Source organism: Salmonella sp. JXY0409-18 (assembly GCF_020268625.1).
Classification (GTDB): domain Bacteria; phylum Pseudomonadota; class Gammaproteobacteria; order Enterobacterales; family Enterobacteriaceae; genus Salmonella; species Salmonella enterica.
Window position 1 is genome coordinate 1,832,201 of record NZ_CP084216.1, and the last position, 13,050, is coordinate 1,845,250.

The window sequence follows — 13,050 nt, forward strand, 5'->3', positions numbered from 1 at the left end:
CGAACCCTGTGCTCAGGCATGTAATAAAAATGGTCTGCTATAAAGAGAGGGCGTATGGACTCAGGATACTGGCAATCGCAGTTTGAAGACTGGCTACGTCACCACCATCAGGAACAGGATGCCGCCCATGACATCTTCCATTTTCGTCGTGTTTGGGCAACCGCGCAAACGCTGGGGGAAAACAGTCCTGTCGACTGGCTGGTGGTGCTATCGGCATGTTATTTCCATGACATCGTCAGCCTGGCGAAAAATCATCCGCAGCGGCATCGTTCTTCCATTCTGGCGGCGGCAGAAACCCGGCGTATTTTTCTGCGGGATTTTCCTGACTTTCCGGCAGAAAAACTGGCGGGCATTTGTCATGCTATCGAAGCGCATAGTTTCAGCGCAAAAATTGCGCCCACCACGCCAGAGGCAAAAATCGTGCAGGATGCAGACAGGCTGGAGGCATTGGGTGCCATTGGTCTGGCGCGGGTCTTTGCGGTCTCCGGCGCGCTGGGCGTAGCGCTGTTTGATGCCGACGATCCCTTTGCCGACAGACGGCCTCTTAACGATAAGCAATTCGCGCTCGACCATTTTCAAACCAAACTGCTGAAACTGCCGCTGACGATGCAGACCGAACGGGGCAAGTACCTGGCGCAGCGTAATGCGGATTTTCTGGTGTCGTACATGGCGAAACTGAGCGCTGAGCTGAAAGGCGACTATGAAACACGGGATGAGGCGGTCATCCAGATGTTTGCTACGCATCAGTAACCCCTGCCGCTGAAACGTAAACCGCGTCATTTTATGTTAGTCTGTCGGCAATTATTTTTGGCCGGTTAAATGTATGCAGGAAAATATTTCAGTAACACACGCCCGGAACCTCATCGCCGACGACGCCGGAAGCGAGATCCAGGCGATGCTGAGTCAATTGCTGGAAATCTACGATGTTAAAACGCTGGTGGCGCACCTTAACGGCCTGGGCGAACAGCACTGGAGCCCGGCCATCTTAAAGCGCGTAATGATGAACGCGGCATGGCATCGTTTGAGCGACAATGAACTCACCTGTCTTAAAACAGGGTTGCCGACGCCGCCAGCGCATCATCCACATTACGCCTTTCGTTTTATCGATCTCTTCGCGGGCATCGGCGGCATTCGCCGCGGATTTGAAGCGATAGGCGGACAGTGCGTGTTTACCAGCGAATGGAATAAGCACGCGGTACGGACATATAAAGCGAACTATTTTTGCGATCCGCTGCAACATCGCTTTAATGAAGATATCCGCGATATCACGTTGAGCCACCGGGAAGGGGTCAGCGATGATGAGGCGGCGGAACACATTCGCCAGCATATTCCGCAACATGATGTCCTGCTGGCGGGCTTTCCCTGTCAGCCATTTTCTCTGGCGGGCGTTTCCAAGAAAAATGCGCTGGGCCGCGCCCACGGCTTTGCCTGCGAGACTCAGGGGACGTTATTTTTTGATGTCGTAAGAATTATCGACGCTCGCCGCCCCGCGCTGTTTGTGCTGGAAAATGTGAAAAACCTTAAAAGTCACGACCAGGGCAACACCTTCCGCATTATTATGCAAACGCTCGATGAACTGGGATATGACGTGGCGGATGCCGCTGACAATGGCCCGGACGATCCGAAAATTATCGACGGGCAGCACTTTCTTCCTCAGCATCGGGAACGTATTGTGTTGGTGGGATTCCGCCGCGATTTAAACCTGAAAACCGATTTTACGTTACGCAATATCGCCCGCTGTTATCCACCGCGCCGTCCGACGCTGGCAGAACTGCTGGAGCCCGTCGTCGAAGCCAAATATATCCTGACGCCGGTGCTGTGGAAATATTTATATCGCTACGCGAAAAAGCACCAGGCGCGGGGAAACGGTTTTGGCTATGGCATGGTTTATCCTGACAATCCGGAAAGTGTGGCGCGCACGTTATCTGCTCGCTACTACAAAGATGGCGCCGAAATTCTGATCGATCGTGGTTGGGATATGGCGAAAGGCGAAGTGAATTTCGACGATGCTGGCAACCAACAACATCGTCCCCGCCGACTCACGCCGAGAGAGTGCGCGCGTTTAATGGGATTTGAGGCGCCGCAAACGTACCAGTTCAGGATACCAGTCTCGGATACGCAGGCCTATCGCCAGTTTGGCAATTCCGTGGTGGTGCCGGTATTTGCCGCGGTAGCAAAGCTGCTGGAACCCAAAATTCACCAGGCGGTGGCGCTGCGTCAGAGAGAGACGGTAGATGGCGGACGTTCACGATAAAGCCACGCGCAGTAAAAATATGCGCGCGATAGCGACCCGCGATACGGCTATTGAAAAACGTCTTGCCGGCCTGCTAAGCGCGCAGGGGATTACGTTTCATACTCAGGACGCGACATTACCGGGCAAGCCGGACTTTGTGGTGAATGACTATGATTGTGTGATTTTTACTCACGGCTGCTTTTGGCATCATCACCACTGTTATCTGTTCAAAGTACCGGCCACGCGAACGGCTTTCTGGCTGGAAAAAATCGGTAAGAACGTTGAGCGCGATGAGCGCGATATTCAGCGTTTACAGGCGCTTGGCTGGCGGGTGCTGATCGTCTGGGAGTGCGCCTTGCGCGGGCGAGCGAAATTGAGCGACGCGGCGTTGGCGGAGCGCCTGGAAGAGTGGATCTGCGGCGGCGGCGCCAGCGCGCAGATTGACACCCAGGGGATTCATCTACTGGCGTGAATCTTCCGTTTTACACGGCGTGACCACCGCCCTGGCGGGAAACAGGTACTTACCCAGAGTCACCAGCACTACGGCAAACACAATCACACCCAGCGCAGCCCATTCAACGGGCGATAACCTCTCACCGCCCAGGCCGGTGCCAAGTAACACGGCGACAACCGGATTCACGTAGGCGTAGCTGGTCGCCAGCGCCGGACTGACGTTGCGAATCAGGTACATATAGGCATTAATGGCGATAATAGAACCGAACAACGCCAGGTAGCCGACGGCCATAAACCCCGATAAGCCAGGCAGCGTGGCGAGCTTTTCGCCGGAAAGAAACGCCGCGCAAAGCAATACCACGCCCGCCGCCAACATTTCAATCGCGCCCGCCATCATGCCCACAGGGAGGGCGATGCGCGAGCCGTAAACGGAACCAAATGCCCAGCTCATCGAACCTATCAGGATCAAAATCGCGCCCCACGGATTGCCGCTTAAATTGCCGCCGCTGTTCAGCAGAATAATCCCGGCAAGTCCAATGGCAATCCCCACCCATTCTAATTTGCGCGTTTTAATACCAAAAAAGTAGCTAAAGCACAGCGTAAATAGCGGGACAGTGGCGACCACGACGGCAGCAATGCCTGATGGCACGTTTTGATGCTCCGCCACCGTCACCAGACCGTTACCCACCGCCAGCAGCAGTAGACCAATCAGCGCGGCGTTGATGGTCTGGCGCAGCGGCGGAAGTTTTTCGCCGCGCAGCAGCAAAAACGCCATGAGCAACATCCCCGCCGAGAGAAAACGTACGCCTGCCATCATCAGCGGCGGCCAGCTTTCAACGCCTATGCGGATAACAAAATAGGTAGACCCCCAAATGATGTACAAGGCAAAAAGCGCGCCAAAAAGAGGTAATAACTGCCGGAAACGCATAATCACTCACGGTGAAATAAAAAGGGTGAATATAGTAAACGTCAAAATTATTATGCTGGCGAGCATTATAATTGTCCTTTTGGAATAAAAAGGCGTTGACCCGCGCCGCCGGTTTCGGCATTGCGCGTTTTGCTACATACTTAACGTCTTAGAAGAAAAGACCGAGGAAATCATTTTGGCAGGAAGTAGCTTACTGACATTACTCGACGATATCGCCACGCTGCTGGACGATATTTCGATAATGGGCAAATTGGCCGCGAAAAAAACCGCGGGCGTACTGGGGGACGACCTGTCGCTCAATGCACAGCAGGTGACCGGCGTTCGTGCTAATCGCGAGCTGCCAGTGGTATGGAGCGTGGCGAAAGGATCATTAATCAACAAGGTTATTCTGGTGCCGTTGGCGCTGCTGATAAGCGCATTTATCCCGTGGGCCATTACGCCTTTATTAATGTTAGGCGGCGCGTTTCTCTGCTTTGAAGGGGTAGAAAAAGTCCTGCATACCTTTGAGGCGCGAAAACACAAAGAAGACCCGGCGGAGCGGCAAAAACGTCTTGAGGCGCTGGCTGCACAAGATCCTTTGGCCTTTGAAAAAGATAAAGTAAAAGGGGCGATCCGTACCGATTTCATTCTGTCCGCTGAAATTGTGGCCATTACCCTGGGGATTGTCGCGCAGGCGCCGCTGCTTAATCAGGTGTTGGTGCTGGCGGGGATTGCTTTGGTTGTGACTATTGGCGTGTATGGCCTGGTGGGTATTATTGTCAAACTGGATGATATGGGGTACTGGCTGGCGGAAAAGCGTAGCGTGCTGGCGCAGGGCGTCGGTAAAGGATTACTGATTATCGCGCCCTGGTTAATGAAAGCATTATCCATTGTCGGTACGCTGGCGATGTTTCTGGTCGGCGGCGGGATTGTCGTACACGGTATTGCGCCGCTACACCATGCCATTGAACATTTTGCGCAGCAGCAGGGGGCTTTCATGGCGCATACGATCCCTGCGGGGCTGAATCTGATGCTCGGCTTTATTATCGGCGCCATTGTGGTGGCGCTGGTGAAAGGTGTGGCGAAAATTCGCGGTGTTTCGCACTGATTTTCTACAATGAATTATGCAAAATTGCCCATCCTCGTCTAAGGTGAAAACGTTTCATCTGATACAGGAGGCAGGTATGGTCTTTTCTGTCAGTGAGGAAGTTACCGTGAAAGAGGGTGGGCCCCGGATGATCGTCACCGGTTATTCCAGCGGAATGGTAGAGTGTCGCTGGTATGATGGTTTTGGCGTAAAGCGGGAGGCATTCCATGAGAATGAGCTCGTGCCAGGCAAGGAAAGGCGCGTGCGGGACGAAGCCCGATGACAAAACGCCCGGTTAATGCCGGGCGTTTTGCTGTGGAGAAAAAGAGTCGTCGCGCTGCGACATGCTGCTACCTGGTTATGCCAGGATTGAGTGGTATCCCTTGATGAGGTCTGGCTACCGTAAGCCATCAGGGGGCGTTGTATCAATAACCAGGAGTTACCAGGGTGCCGCACGAAACACTGTTAGATAATCAAGGCTGGTTTAAAAAGCTGGCGCGGCGTTTTGGTCCCGGTCATGTCGTCAACACCTGTTTTCTGATCGTAATGCTGTTCTCGACGCTACTTACCTGGCGGGAAGTGATGATACTGAAAGACGCGTATGTCGCCAGTCAGCGCAATCATCTGGGGAGCGTCGCGAATGTCCTTGACCGCCAACTGCAATTCAACATGGACAGGTTGATCTTTTTACGCAACGGTATGCATGAAGCGCTGGTGGCGCCGCTGGCTTTTTCCGCATTGCAAAGCGCGGTGACGCAGTTTGAGCAACGACGCGTCAGACATTTCTGGCAACTGGAGCTGGATAAGCGGCGGACATTGCCGTTATATGGCGTTTCCGATCAATTTGTCGCCCGGACGACGCTTCTTTCGCGGGAGAGTCGTGACCTGGCAAATGAATTAACCGCCACGCTGGAGTTAGGGTATCTGGCGCGTCTGGCGCGCTCATCCGCCATGCTGACGCTGGAGACGATGTATGTTTCTCGCTCAGGGTTTTACCTCTCAACTCTCCCTACGGCGTACGGTAGCGATATTGTCTCCCGTTACTATCAGTACGTGACCCAGCCCTGGTTTATCGAGCAAAGCCAACGGCGTAACCCACAGCGCGGCGTGCGGTGGTTTACCTCCGCACAGCCCTATGTTGCTGACGAGCAGAAAAAAGTGACAGCCAGTCTACCGCTGGATCACGATAATTACTGGTATGGCGTACTGGCAATGGATATTCCCGTCGCGTCATTACAGCGGTTCCTGCGCGATGCGGCCGAAAAGGATATTGAAGGGGAATATCAGCTATACGATAACCATCTCCGTTTGTTGACGGACTCCGCGCCGGAACAACAAACCGCGAATACGTTAAATGACCGTGAGCGCGCCTTACTGGCGCGTGAAATAGAAAAAGATACCCTGGGCGGGCTGCGTTTAGGAACGCATTATGTAAGCTGGGAGCGGCTGGATCATTTTGATGGCGTCCTGCTGCGCGTGCATACATTACGTGAAGGCATACAAGGGAATTTTGGCAGTATTAGTATCGCGCTGACGTTGTTATGGGTGCTTTTTACGGCGATGCTGTTGATCTCCTGGGGCGTTATTCGACATATGGTCAAAAACATGTTTGTTCTGCAAAATTCGCTGCAATGGCAGGCATGGCACGATCCGCTGACCCGGCTATATAACCGTGGCGCGCTGTTTGAAAAAGCGTCCAGGCTGGCAAAGCGCTACCGGGAAGCCCGCCAGCCATTTTCTGTGATACAGCTGGATTTAGATTATTTTAAAAGCGTTAACGATCGCTTTGGTCATCAGGCAGGCGATCGCGTGTTGTCCCATGCCGCTGGGCTCATTGGCAGCACCATTCGAGCGCACGACATCGCCGGACGGGTAGGGGGCGAAGAGTTTTGTATCGTGCTGCCCGGCGCGACGAAAGCGCAGGCGCTGCAGATTGCCGAACGCATACGCCAGCGCATTAATGACAAAGAAATTCTGGTGACGAAAAGCACGACGCTTCGTATCAGCGCGTCAATGGGGATCAGTAGCGCGGAGGAATACGGCGACTATGATTTTGAGCAGTTGCAGTCGCTGGCCGACAAACGGCTTTATTACGCCAAACAGTCCGGACGTAACCGTATTTGCGCCAGCGACGCGACTCAGGAGCGGGAAAAGAAATAGTCCATTCCTTCGCGCCAGCCATCCGGCCCTTCGTTCTGGCTACGGTAGACGCGCTGAGGATCGTCGTTACGCAAATGTACGCCCTCCCGGTTTAGCCCTTTAACGACAACCGCATAATCCATCACATCCAGTAAGGGCGCATCATTGGGGCCGTCTCCTAGCCCCAACGTCAGAGGGCGCGTGCGCCACTGCCGACGATATGCTTCAATCAGCCAGTTGGCAGCCTGATCTTTACCGGCGGAGGCGTCCAGCACATGCCAGAAACGGGCGCCATGGACAAATTGCAGTCCCAGGTCATTTAAACGGGCGACAAACTGCGCCATGCGTTCATCGCTATCGCGCCAGATCAGCGACACCGACGCTTCATGCAGACGGGTTAGGGCAGACTGTGCCCGGTTTAGGCCCGTCCATTCGCTTATCACCTGATCGTCAACGTCATCAAACGTGGTGAACTTAAACTGTTCCTTTTCACGCAACTTATGCAGGACGAGGCGGATTTCGTTGTGAGAAATACCGGCTATCAGACGGGGATAGTTGGGATGGTCTTCCCAATGAACGTCCAGTTGGATCACCGCGCCGTTTTCCGCAATCAGCGGCAGTCCCTGTAGATTTAACGTCGTCTGGAGCTGGAGCATTTCAGCCGCGGTTTTACTGCTACAGAGGATCACGGGCACGCCGCTTTCATGCAGGCGAGTAAGCCAGGGGGCCGCGGGCTGCCACTCAAAAGTGTGGCTGTTCAGCAATGTGCCGTCCAGATCGGTAAAAATCAGCAAGGGGTCATGGATTGAGAGCATTTTTTCCTCATTTTCCGTTGCAACGGCGGGCTTATTTCCAGGAAAAGTCCTAAAGCACACCCGAAAGAAGTCGAACGCTAACTGGAACCGATCCCGTCGCTTCCAGGCAGCACATGCGTTGTCACACTTTTGCTACCGAACTATTAGCGTGCTTAATCATTCATGTAAAAAATATTTACTTGTCATGCAAAAAAATTGCAGATAAGGTAAATCTCACATCAGATTTCCTGGTGTAACGAATTTTCAAGTGCTTCTTGCATAAGCAAGTTTGATCCCGACCCGTAGGGCCGGGATTTTTTTCGGCCATTTTTAACGGTTTACTTCTGTTACACTAAAATCATGAATATCCAGCTCGAATGCTTCAGCTAATTCATGCCATGTATGATATTCCCGTCCGTCTACGCTCACCCGCTCAGGATCTTCCTGGCTACGGTGAACCTCGCTTTCGCTGATTTCATTGATGGCCGCCAGTAGCGCATCTACATCGACGCTCACTTCGCGCTTGGCCGTATCACTGTACTCTTTTGCCGTTTTCATCTTCACTACCTCACGGGTTCCTGACAGCCTAAGTATAGACCGTTGAGAAAACCAGCAAACACGCCGGCAAGGCGCTGTCAGACGCAGAAAATTGTTCTACACTGGCACAAAGCGACAGGAGGAAAATGATGAAGGTGAATGATCGGGTAACCGTTAAAACGGACGGCGGTCCCCGCCGACCGGGCGTGGTACTGGCAGTGGAAGAATTTAGTGAAGGCACAATGTACCTGGTTTCGCTGGAGGATTACCCGCTCGGCATCTGGTTCTTCAATGAGTCAGGTCACCAGGATGGTATTTTTGTCGAGAAGGCGGAGCAGGACTAATTGAGCCGGACTGGAGGTACATTGCCAGTCCGGATGTCTCAGCGCATGTTAACAAAAATGCCGTTAGTGACGTTATCTGTCAGCCGTACTACATGATAGATAACTTGTTTATTATGCGTTTTTATCTTTCTTTTTATATTCCCCTTATGGGAGGATACTGTTTTTGCTTTAATATTCATTCTGTCAGAAATCTGAATGGTTCCCTGACCTTCCATCCACATTCGCAACATGCTGGATTCAGTTCGACTTAACGATAATGTTGGTAAATTTATGGTTCCTGAAATACCCGACTCTTTTTTCAGAATATCGCCAAGAATGGTATCCAGCGAGTCAGGTTTAATCGATTTTGAGCTAATCAATAAGTTTTTTCTTACTAATAAATATTCATCAAAATGCACATTAGCAATTGCCATAAAAACAATAAATAAAGTGTCAGGATGTTGATTAATGATTTGCTTTATTTGTTGACTGTCTGAAGGCGTATGGATGAAACAGTCCTCATTAATAAACACCACCGAAGGCTGATGCGCGCCACAAGCGATAGCGAGTTCGTCAACGGTTTCGATGTCGTTGATTTCCCTTCTTTTCACCCCTCTGCTGACCAGATACCCGCTTAACCCTAGCCGGGTGTAACTGCATAAATCCATAATAATCGTTGACATGGCATACCCTCACTCAATGCGTAACGATAATTCCCCTTACCTGAATAACTCACCATAATCAGACGGAACACGAATAGTCACCTTAGACAACGCTTACGCGGTTTTTCAGGCGAACTTACTATCCCGTAAAGTTACATATAATTTGCCAGGAATCATCTTAAAGTAAAGTGAATGTTGCGTTATGTGAGTGAAGTAAAAACAAATAAGGGGCAGCGGATATATCCTGGTGAATGTTTTTTAAAATTTATTTTCGGATAAACCTTAGTAAAACAGGATAAAAATTATGGGTTATTATTTATCGGCATCTCGCTAACAATATCAGCAAGCAAATTGAAAATTTCGCTGAATAAATGTTCGCAAAACGGCGCAATTAATGGCATTAGCGCGGCCATCAGCATAATGCCGACGGTGAGGGTAAGCGGGAAACCGATAACAAATATCGAGAGCTGCGGCGCCATGCGGTTTAATAGCCCCAGCGCCAGGTTGAGCGTAAGCAGGAGGGTAATGACCGGCAATGCCAGCATCAGTCCGTTTAAGAAAATGAGTCCTCCGGCCCTGGCGAGCGCCATAAATGCATTACTGTTCACCGGGTTACTACCGATGGGCAGAGTATGGAAGGTATCGACCAGCAGCGAAATAAGCCACAAATGGCCATTAAAGGTGAGAAACAGTAGCATGGCGAGCATATCCATAATACGCGCCAGAACCGGCATATTCAGGTGGCTGCCCGGGTCGACGAAGGTGGCAAAGGAAAGCCCCATTTGCAGACCGATAAACTCACCTGCGGTACGCACCGCCGCAAAGGCGAATTGCATGGTAAATCCCAGCGCAATACCGATCAGAATTTGTTGCATCGCCAGCCATAAGGCGGCAATAGAAAAAAGCGGCGTATCGTTTGCCGGTAGCGACGGCGCGATAACAAGGGTAATCATTATTCCCAACCCCAGTTTTACCCGCTTGGGAATAGCGCGCTCGCTGAGAATTGGCGCCGTTGAAATCAGCGCCAGTACGCGCAGCAAAGGCCAGAAATAGAGATGCAGCCAGTATAGCCATTGCTCGCTTGTAACCTGTATCATCGTTCTGTTTATCCGATGATATAAGGTAAATTGCTGAACAGAGTGCGTACGTAGTCCAGCAGCAGGTTGAGCATCCACGGGCCGGCAACGATAATTGCGATGAATACCGCGACGATTTTAGGGATAAACGACAGCGTCATTTCATTAATCTGAGTCGCGGCCTGCAAGATGCTGATAATGAGGCCGGTAATCAGCGCGACGAGTAACAGCGGCGCAGCCAGGGCGAGAGCGACTTTCATCGCCTCGGTGCCCATCATCATGACGGATTCAGGAGTCATTTTGCGCCTCTAACTGTAAAAGCTTTGGGCCAGCGACCCCACAAGCAATTGCCAACCATCGACCAGCACAAACAGCATCAGCTTAAACGGCAGGGCGATTGTCGCTGGCGGCACCATCATCATCCCTAACGCCATCAATACGCTGGCGATCACCAGGTCGATAATCAAAAAAGGGATGAAAATCGTAAAACCGATCTGAAACGCCGTCTTTAATTCGCTGGTGACATAAGCGGGCAGGAGGATACGCATCGGTACTGCTTCCGGTCCCTGTAACGGACCGCTATTGGCCAGACGGGCAAACAGCGCCAGATCGGCTTCGCGGGTTTGGCGCAGCATGAACGCGCGTAACGGTTGCGCGCCTTTATCCAGCGCTTCCTGCATAGAAATTTTCTGCTCGCTAAACGGCTGGTAAGCATCCACGTAAATCTTGTCAATGACGGGCGACATAATAAAAAAGGTCAAAAACAACGCCAGTCCGAGTAACACCTGATTTGGCGGTGCCGAGGGCGTGCCCAGCGCGTTACGCAACAGGCCAAAAACAATGATGATACGCGTGAAGCTCGTCATCATCAGTAAAATCGCCGGCAGAAACGTCAGCGAGGTGATGAAAACCAGCGTCTGGACGGATAATGACCAGCTTTGGCCTCCGCCCGCTAATGGTTGGCTGATAAGCCCCGGCAGTTGCGCAGCGGCGGCGGGACTAAAAAGCCACAGACCCGCCAGAGAAAGGAATAACAAACGGCGCATCAGGATCTCCCGGAACGCTTGAGTAAGCTCTTCATCATGTTCTGGAAATCCGCCGGTGGGGCAACGGGCGCTTCCGTGTCATTCTCCGCGGGCGGCAGGGTGTGCAGCAGGTTGATCTGAGAGGCGGTCACGCCCAGTACCAGGCGCGCATTTTCGACCTCGACAATCACCACGCGTTCGCGCGGGCCAAGCGAGGCGCTGGCTGACACCTTGAGTCCCCGGACGCTATTTCCTTTTGGTGCGAATCCCATACGCTTAATCACCCAGGCCGCCGCCAGAATGAGCGCAATAATGCCAATTAATGCGCCGCTCACCTGCATGAGCGGCGATCCGGCTGGCGCGGTGGGCTGAGAAACCGTGGCCTCTGTCTTCATCATTAACGACTCAAACGACGCATACGCTCGGATGGTGTAATAATATCGGTGATACGTACGCCGTATTTATCCGCCACGACGACCACTTCACCCTGGGCAATCAGGTAGCCATTAATCAGGATATCCAGCGGCTCGCCCGCCAGCCCGTCCAGCGCGACGACCGACCCCTGCGTCAGTCGCAGCAGTTCTTTAATGGTCATTCGCGTGCGGCCCAGCTCTACGGTCAGTTTGACCGGGATATCCATAATCAGATCGATATCCTGCATAGCACCGCTGACATCGCCGCCGCCAAGCTGTTGGAAAACCGCGTCGGCGGCGCTTTTATTGGTGGTCGCTTTTTGCTCGTTTAACGCGTCAGCCCACAGATCATCCAATGCGCCAGTATTCTCATCGGACGGATTATTCATGTCACTCATTTGGGCTGTTCCTCATTCAGCGAATTCAAAATTGGGTTGATCAAATGTTCTACGCGTAGCGCATACTGTCCGTTTACAGTGCCATATTGGCTGGTGAGTACCGGAACGCCGTCCACATGAGCAATAATGCGGTCGGGTTTTTCAATCGGCAGTACATCGCCGGGTTTCAGCTTCAAAATCTGGGAAAGACGTAACGGAATATCGGCAAAATTGGCTACCAGCTCCAGTTCAGAGTGCTGAACCTGGCGCACCAGGTTATCACGCCAGTTCTGATCTTCATGGCGCGAGTTTTCCAGCGGCGGATTCACCAGCAGCTCACGCAGCGGCTCGATCATGCTAAATGGCAGACAGATGTTAAATTCACCGGTCAGATTGCCGATCTCCACATGAAACGGCGTATTGACGACGATATCGTTCGGCGAGGTGGTGATATTGGTAAATTTCACCTGCATTTCGGAACGTACATACTCCACTTCCAGCGGATTAATGGCTTTCCATGCGTCGCTATAGCCTTCCAGCGCCAGTTTCAGCATACGGTTGATGACACGCTGTTCCGTATGGGTAAACTCGCGGCCCTCGACTTTGGTCGGAAAACGGCCGTCGCCGCCGAACAGGTTATCGACGGCAATAAACACCAGACTCGGCGAGAACACCACCAGCCCGGTACCGCGTAGCGGCTTCAGGTGGATCAGGTTCAGGTTGGTCGGTACCGGCAGGTTACGCGCAAATTCGTGATACGGCTGAATACGTATGGCGCCCACGGTAATATCCGGGCTGCGGCGCAGCAGGTTAAATAATCCCATCCGGAACTGGCGTGCGAAACGCTCGTTAATAATCTCCAGCGCCTGCAAGCGTTCACGCACGACGCGACGCTGGGTATTGGGATCGTAAGGGCGAATATCGCTATCGCTTGCGATACCGGGAGTGGGTTCGTCTTTGGTGTCGCTGTCGCCGTTCAACAGCGCATCGATTTCAGCCTGAGAAAGAATACTATCGCCCATAT

17 protein-coding genes are annotated in these 13,050 nt (G+C 52.4%); 7 read left to right on the forward strand and 10 right to left on the reverse strand.

What is annotated here, in order from left to right; translation table 11 throughout:
• Window positions 1-54: 54 nt before the first annotated feature.
• From LDB27_RS08640 to LDB27_RS08650, 3 genes are all read left to right on the forward strand, one after another.
• Window positions 55-750 (forward strand): phosphohydrolase, encoded by a 696-nt coding sequence (locus LDB27_RS08640; protein ID WP_000377042.1) that lies wholly within the window; start codon window positions 55-57, stop codon window positions 748-750.
• A gap of 73 nt (window positions 751-823) precedes the next feature.
• Window positions 824-2,254 carry a DNA cytosine methyltransferase gene (locus tag LDB27_RS08645; protein ID WP_001157312.1) on the forward strand — a complete coding sequence of 477 codons (1,431 nt, stop codon included), beginning with the start codon at window positions 824-826 and terminating at the stop codon, window positions 2,252-2,254.
• Complete coding sequence (locus LDB27_RS08650; protein ID WP_000785978.1) at window positions 2,235-2,705, forward strand: very short patch repair endonuclease; 471 nt, start codon at window positions 2,235-2,237, stop codon at window positions 2,703-2,705. Before LDB27_RS08645 ends, LDB27_RS08650 begins: the two co-directional genes overlap by 20 nt.
• Here the strand turns inward: LDB27_RS08650 and yedA are convergent.
• Window positions 2,694-3,614 carry a drug/metabolite exporter YedA gene (gene yedA, locus LDB27_RS08655; RefSeq protein WP_001212263.1) on the reverse strand — a complete coding sequence of 307 codons (921 nt, stop codon included), beginning with the start codon at window positions 3,612-3,614 and terminating at the stop codon, window positions 2,694-2,696. The genes LDB27_RS08650 and yedA overlap by 12 nt on opposite strands.
• Window positions 3,615-3,783: 169 nt before the next feature.
• Here yedA and LDB27_RS08660 point away from each other — a divergent pair, with 169 nt between their 5' ends.
• The 3 genes from LDB27_RS08660 to dgcQ all read left to right on the forward strand — a co-directional run bounded on the left by LDB27_RS08660 (window position 3,784) and on the right by dgcQ (window position 6,840).
• Window positions 3,784-4,701: a DUF808 domain-containing protein gene (locus tag LDB27_RS08660; protein ID WP_086011187.1), complete on the forward strand. Its 918-nt coding sequence runs from the start codon at window positions 3,784-3,786 to the stop codon at window positions 4,699-4,701.
• A gap of 76 nt (window positions 4,702-4,777) precedes the next feature.
• Window positions 4,778-4,963 carry a YodC family protein gene (locus tag LDB27_RS08665; protein WP_000232161.1) on the forward strand — a complete coding sequence of 62 codons (186 nt, stop codon included), beginning with the start codon at window positions 4,778-4,780 and terminating at the stop codon, window positions 4,961-4,963.
• A 164-nt stretch (window positions 4,964-5,127) separates the two neighbouring features.
• Complete coding sequence (dgcQ, locus tag LDB27_RS08670; RefSeq protein WP_001119828.1) at window positions 5,128-6,840, forward strand: cellulose biosynthesis regulator diguanylate cyclase DgcQ; 1,713 nt, start codon at window positions 5,128-5,130, stop codon at window positions 6,838-6,840.
• Here dgcQ and LDB27_RS08675 read toward each other — a convergent pair.
• Together LDB27_RS08675 and yodD are read right to left on the reverse strand one after the other, a co-directional pair.
• Complete coding sequence (locus LDB27_RS08675; protein ID WP_000948797.1) at window positions 6,819-7,634, reverse strand: mannosyl-3-phosphoglycerate phosphatase-related protein; 816 nt, start codon at window positions 7,632-7,634, stop codon at window positions 6,819-6,821. The genes dgcQ and LDB27_RS08675 overlap by 22 nt on opposite strands.
• 309 nt (window positions 7,635-7,943) lie before the next feature.
• Window positions 7,944-8,171, reverse strand: coding sequence for a YodD family peroxide/acid resistance protein (yodD, locus tag LDB27_RS08680; RefSeq protein WP_000844798.1), 228 nt, complete (start codon window positions 8,169-8,171; stop codon window positions 7,944-7,946).
• Window positions 8,172-8,299: 128 nt separating this feature from the next.
• On the opposite strand from yodD, the gene dsrB reads away from it, so the two are divergent.
• Window positions 8,300-8,494, forward strand: coding sequence for a protein DsrB (gene dsrB, locus LDB27_RS08685; protein ID WP_000867218.1), 195 nt, complete (start codon window positions 8,300-8,302; stop codon window positions 8,492-8,494).
• A 38-nt stretch (window positions 8,495-8,532) separates the two neighbouring features.
• Here dsrB and rcsA read toward each other — a convergent pair whose 3' ends face one another.
• The 7 genes from rcsA to fliM form a co-directional block, all read right to left on the reverse strand.
• Window positions 8,533-9,156: a transcriptional regulator RcsA gene (gene rcsA / locus LDB27_RS08690; RefSeq protein ID WP_000103978.1), complete on the reverse strand. Its 624-nt coding sequence runs from the start codon at window positions 9,154-9,156 to the stop codon at window positions 8,533-8,535.
• 281 nt (window positions 9,157-9,437) lie between these two features.
• A complete protein-coding gene (gene fliR, locus LDB27_RS08695) occupies window positions 9,438-10,232 on the reverse strand; it encodes a flagellar biosynthetic protein FliR (protein WP_000616953.1) in 795 nt (264 codons plus the stop codon).
• An 8-nt stretch (window positions 10,233-10,240) separates the two neighbouring features.
• On the reverse strand, window positions 10,241-10,510 hold the full coding sequence (gene fliQ, locus LDB27_RS08700; protein ID WP_000187355.1) for a flagellar biosynthesis protein FliQ: 270 nt from the start codon (window positions 10,508-10,510) through the stop codon (window positions 10,241-10,243).
• 9 nt (window positions 10,511-10,519) lie between these two features.
• A complete protein-coding gene (gene fliP / locus LDB27_RS08705) occupies window positions 10,520-11,257 on the reverse strand; it encodes a flagellar type III secretion system pore protein FliP (RefSeq protein WP_001253411.1) in 738 nt (245 codons plus the stop codon).
• Window positions 11,257-11,634 (reverse strand): flagellar biosynthetic protein FliO, encoded by a 378-nt coding sequence (gene fliO, locus LDB27_RS08710; RefSeq protein ID WP_000978276.1) that lies wholly within the window; start codon window positions 11,632-11,634, stop codon window positions 11,257-11,259. Before fliO ends, fliP begins: the two co-directional genes overlap by 1 nt.
• Window positions 11,634-12,047, reverse strand: coding sequence for a flagellar motor switch protein FliN (fliN, locus tag LDB27_RS08715; protein ID WP_001282111.1), 414 nt, complete (start codon window positions 12,045-12,047; stop codon window positions 11,634-11,636). The genes fliO and fliN overlap by 1 nt, the downstream gene beginning before the upstream one ends.
• Window positions 12,044-13,048 (reverse strand): flagellar motor switch protein FliM, encoded by a 1,005-nt coding sequence (fliM, locus tag LDB27_RS08720; protein WP_000502811.1) that lies wholly within the window; start codon window positions 13,046-13,048, stop codon window positions 12,044-12,046. Before fliM ends, fliN begins: the two co-directional genes overlap by 4 nt.
• Window positions 13,049-13,050 lie beyond the last annotated feature (2 nt).

Bases quoted from the DNA above. Each gene is read 5' to 3' on its own strand.
- LDB27_RS08675 (WP_000948797.1), bottom strand. From the start codon at position 7,634: ATGCTCTCAATCCATGACCCCTTGCTGATTTTTACCGATCTGGACGGC.
- yedA (WP_001212263.1), bottom strand. From the start codon at position 3,614: ATGCGTTTCCGGCAGTTATTACCTCTTTTTGGCGCGCTTTTTGCCTTG.
- fliP (WP_001253411.1), bottom strand. From the start codon at position 11,257: ATGCGCCGTTTGTTATTCCTTTCTCTGGCGGGTCTGTGGCTTTTTAGT.
- fliQ (WP_000187355.1), bottom strand. From the start codon at position 10,510: ATGACTCCTGAATCCGTCATGATGATGGGCACCGAGGCGATGAAAGTC.
- LDB27_RS08650 (WP_000785978.1), top strand. From the start codon at position 2,235: ATGGCGGACGTTCACGATAAAGCCACGCGCAGTAAAAATATGCGCGCG.
- yodD (WP_000844798.1), bottom strand. From the start codon at position 8,171: ATGAAAACGGCAAAAGAGTACAGTGATACGGCCAAGCGCGAAGTGAGC.
- fliR (WP_000616953.1), bottom strand. From the start codon at position 10,232: ATGATACAGGTTACAAGCGAGCAATGGCTATACTGGCTGCATCTCTAT.
- LDB27_RS08640 (WP_000377042.1), top strand. From the start codon at position 55: ATGGACTCAGGATACTGGCAATCGCAGTTTGAAGACTGGCTACGTCAC.
- rcsA (WP_000103978.1), bottom strand. From the start codon at position 9,156: ATGTCAACGATTATTATGGATTTATGCAGTTACACCCGGCTAGGGTTA.
- LDB27_RS08665 (WP_000232161.1), top strand. From the start codon at position 4,778: ATGGTCTTTTCTGTCAGTGAGGAAGTTACCGTGAAAGAGGGTGGGCCC.
- LDB27_RS08645 (WP_001157312.1), top strand. From the start codon at position 824: ATGCAGGAAAATATTTCAGTAACACACGCCCGGAACCTCATCGCCGAC.
- fliM (WP_000502811.1), bottom strand. From the start codon at position 13,048: ATGGGCGATAGTATTCTTTCTCAGGCTGAAATCGATGCGCTGTTGAAC.
- fliO (WP_000978276.1), bottom strand. From the start codon at position 11,634: ATGATGAAGACAGAGGCCACGGTTTCTCAGCCCACCGCGCCAGCCGGA.
- fliN (WP_001282111.1), bottom strand. From the start codon at position 12,047: ATGAGTGACATGAATAATCCGTCCGATGAGAATACTGGCGCATTGGAT.
- dsrB (WP_000867218.1), top strand. From the start codon at position 8,300: ATGAAGGTGAATGATCGGGTAACCGTTAAAACGGACGGCGGTCCCCGC.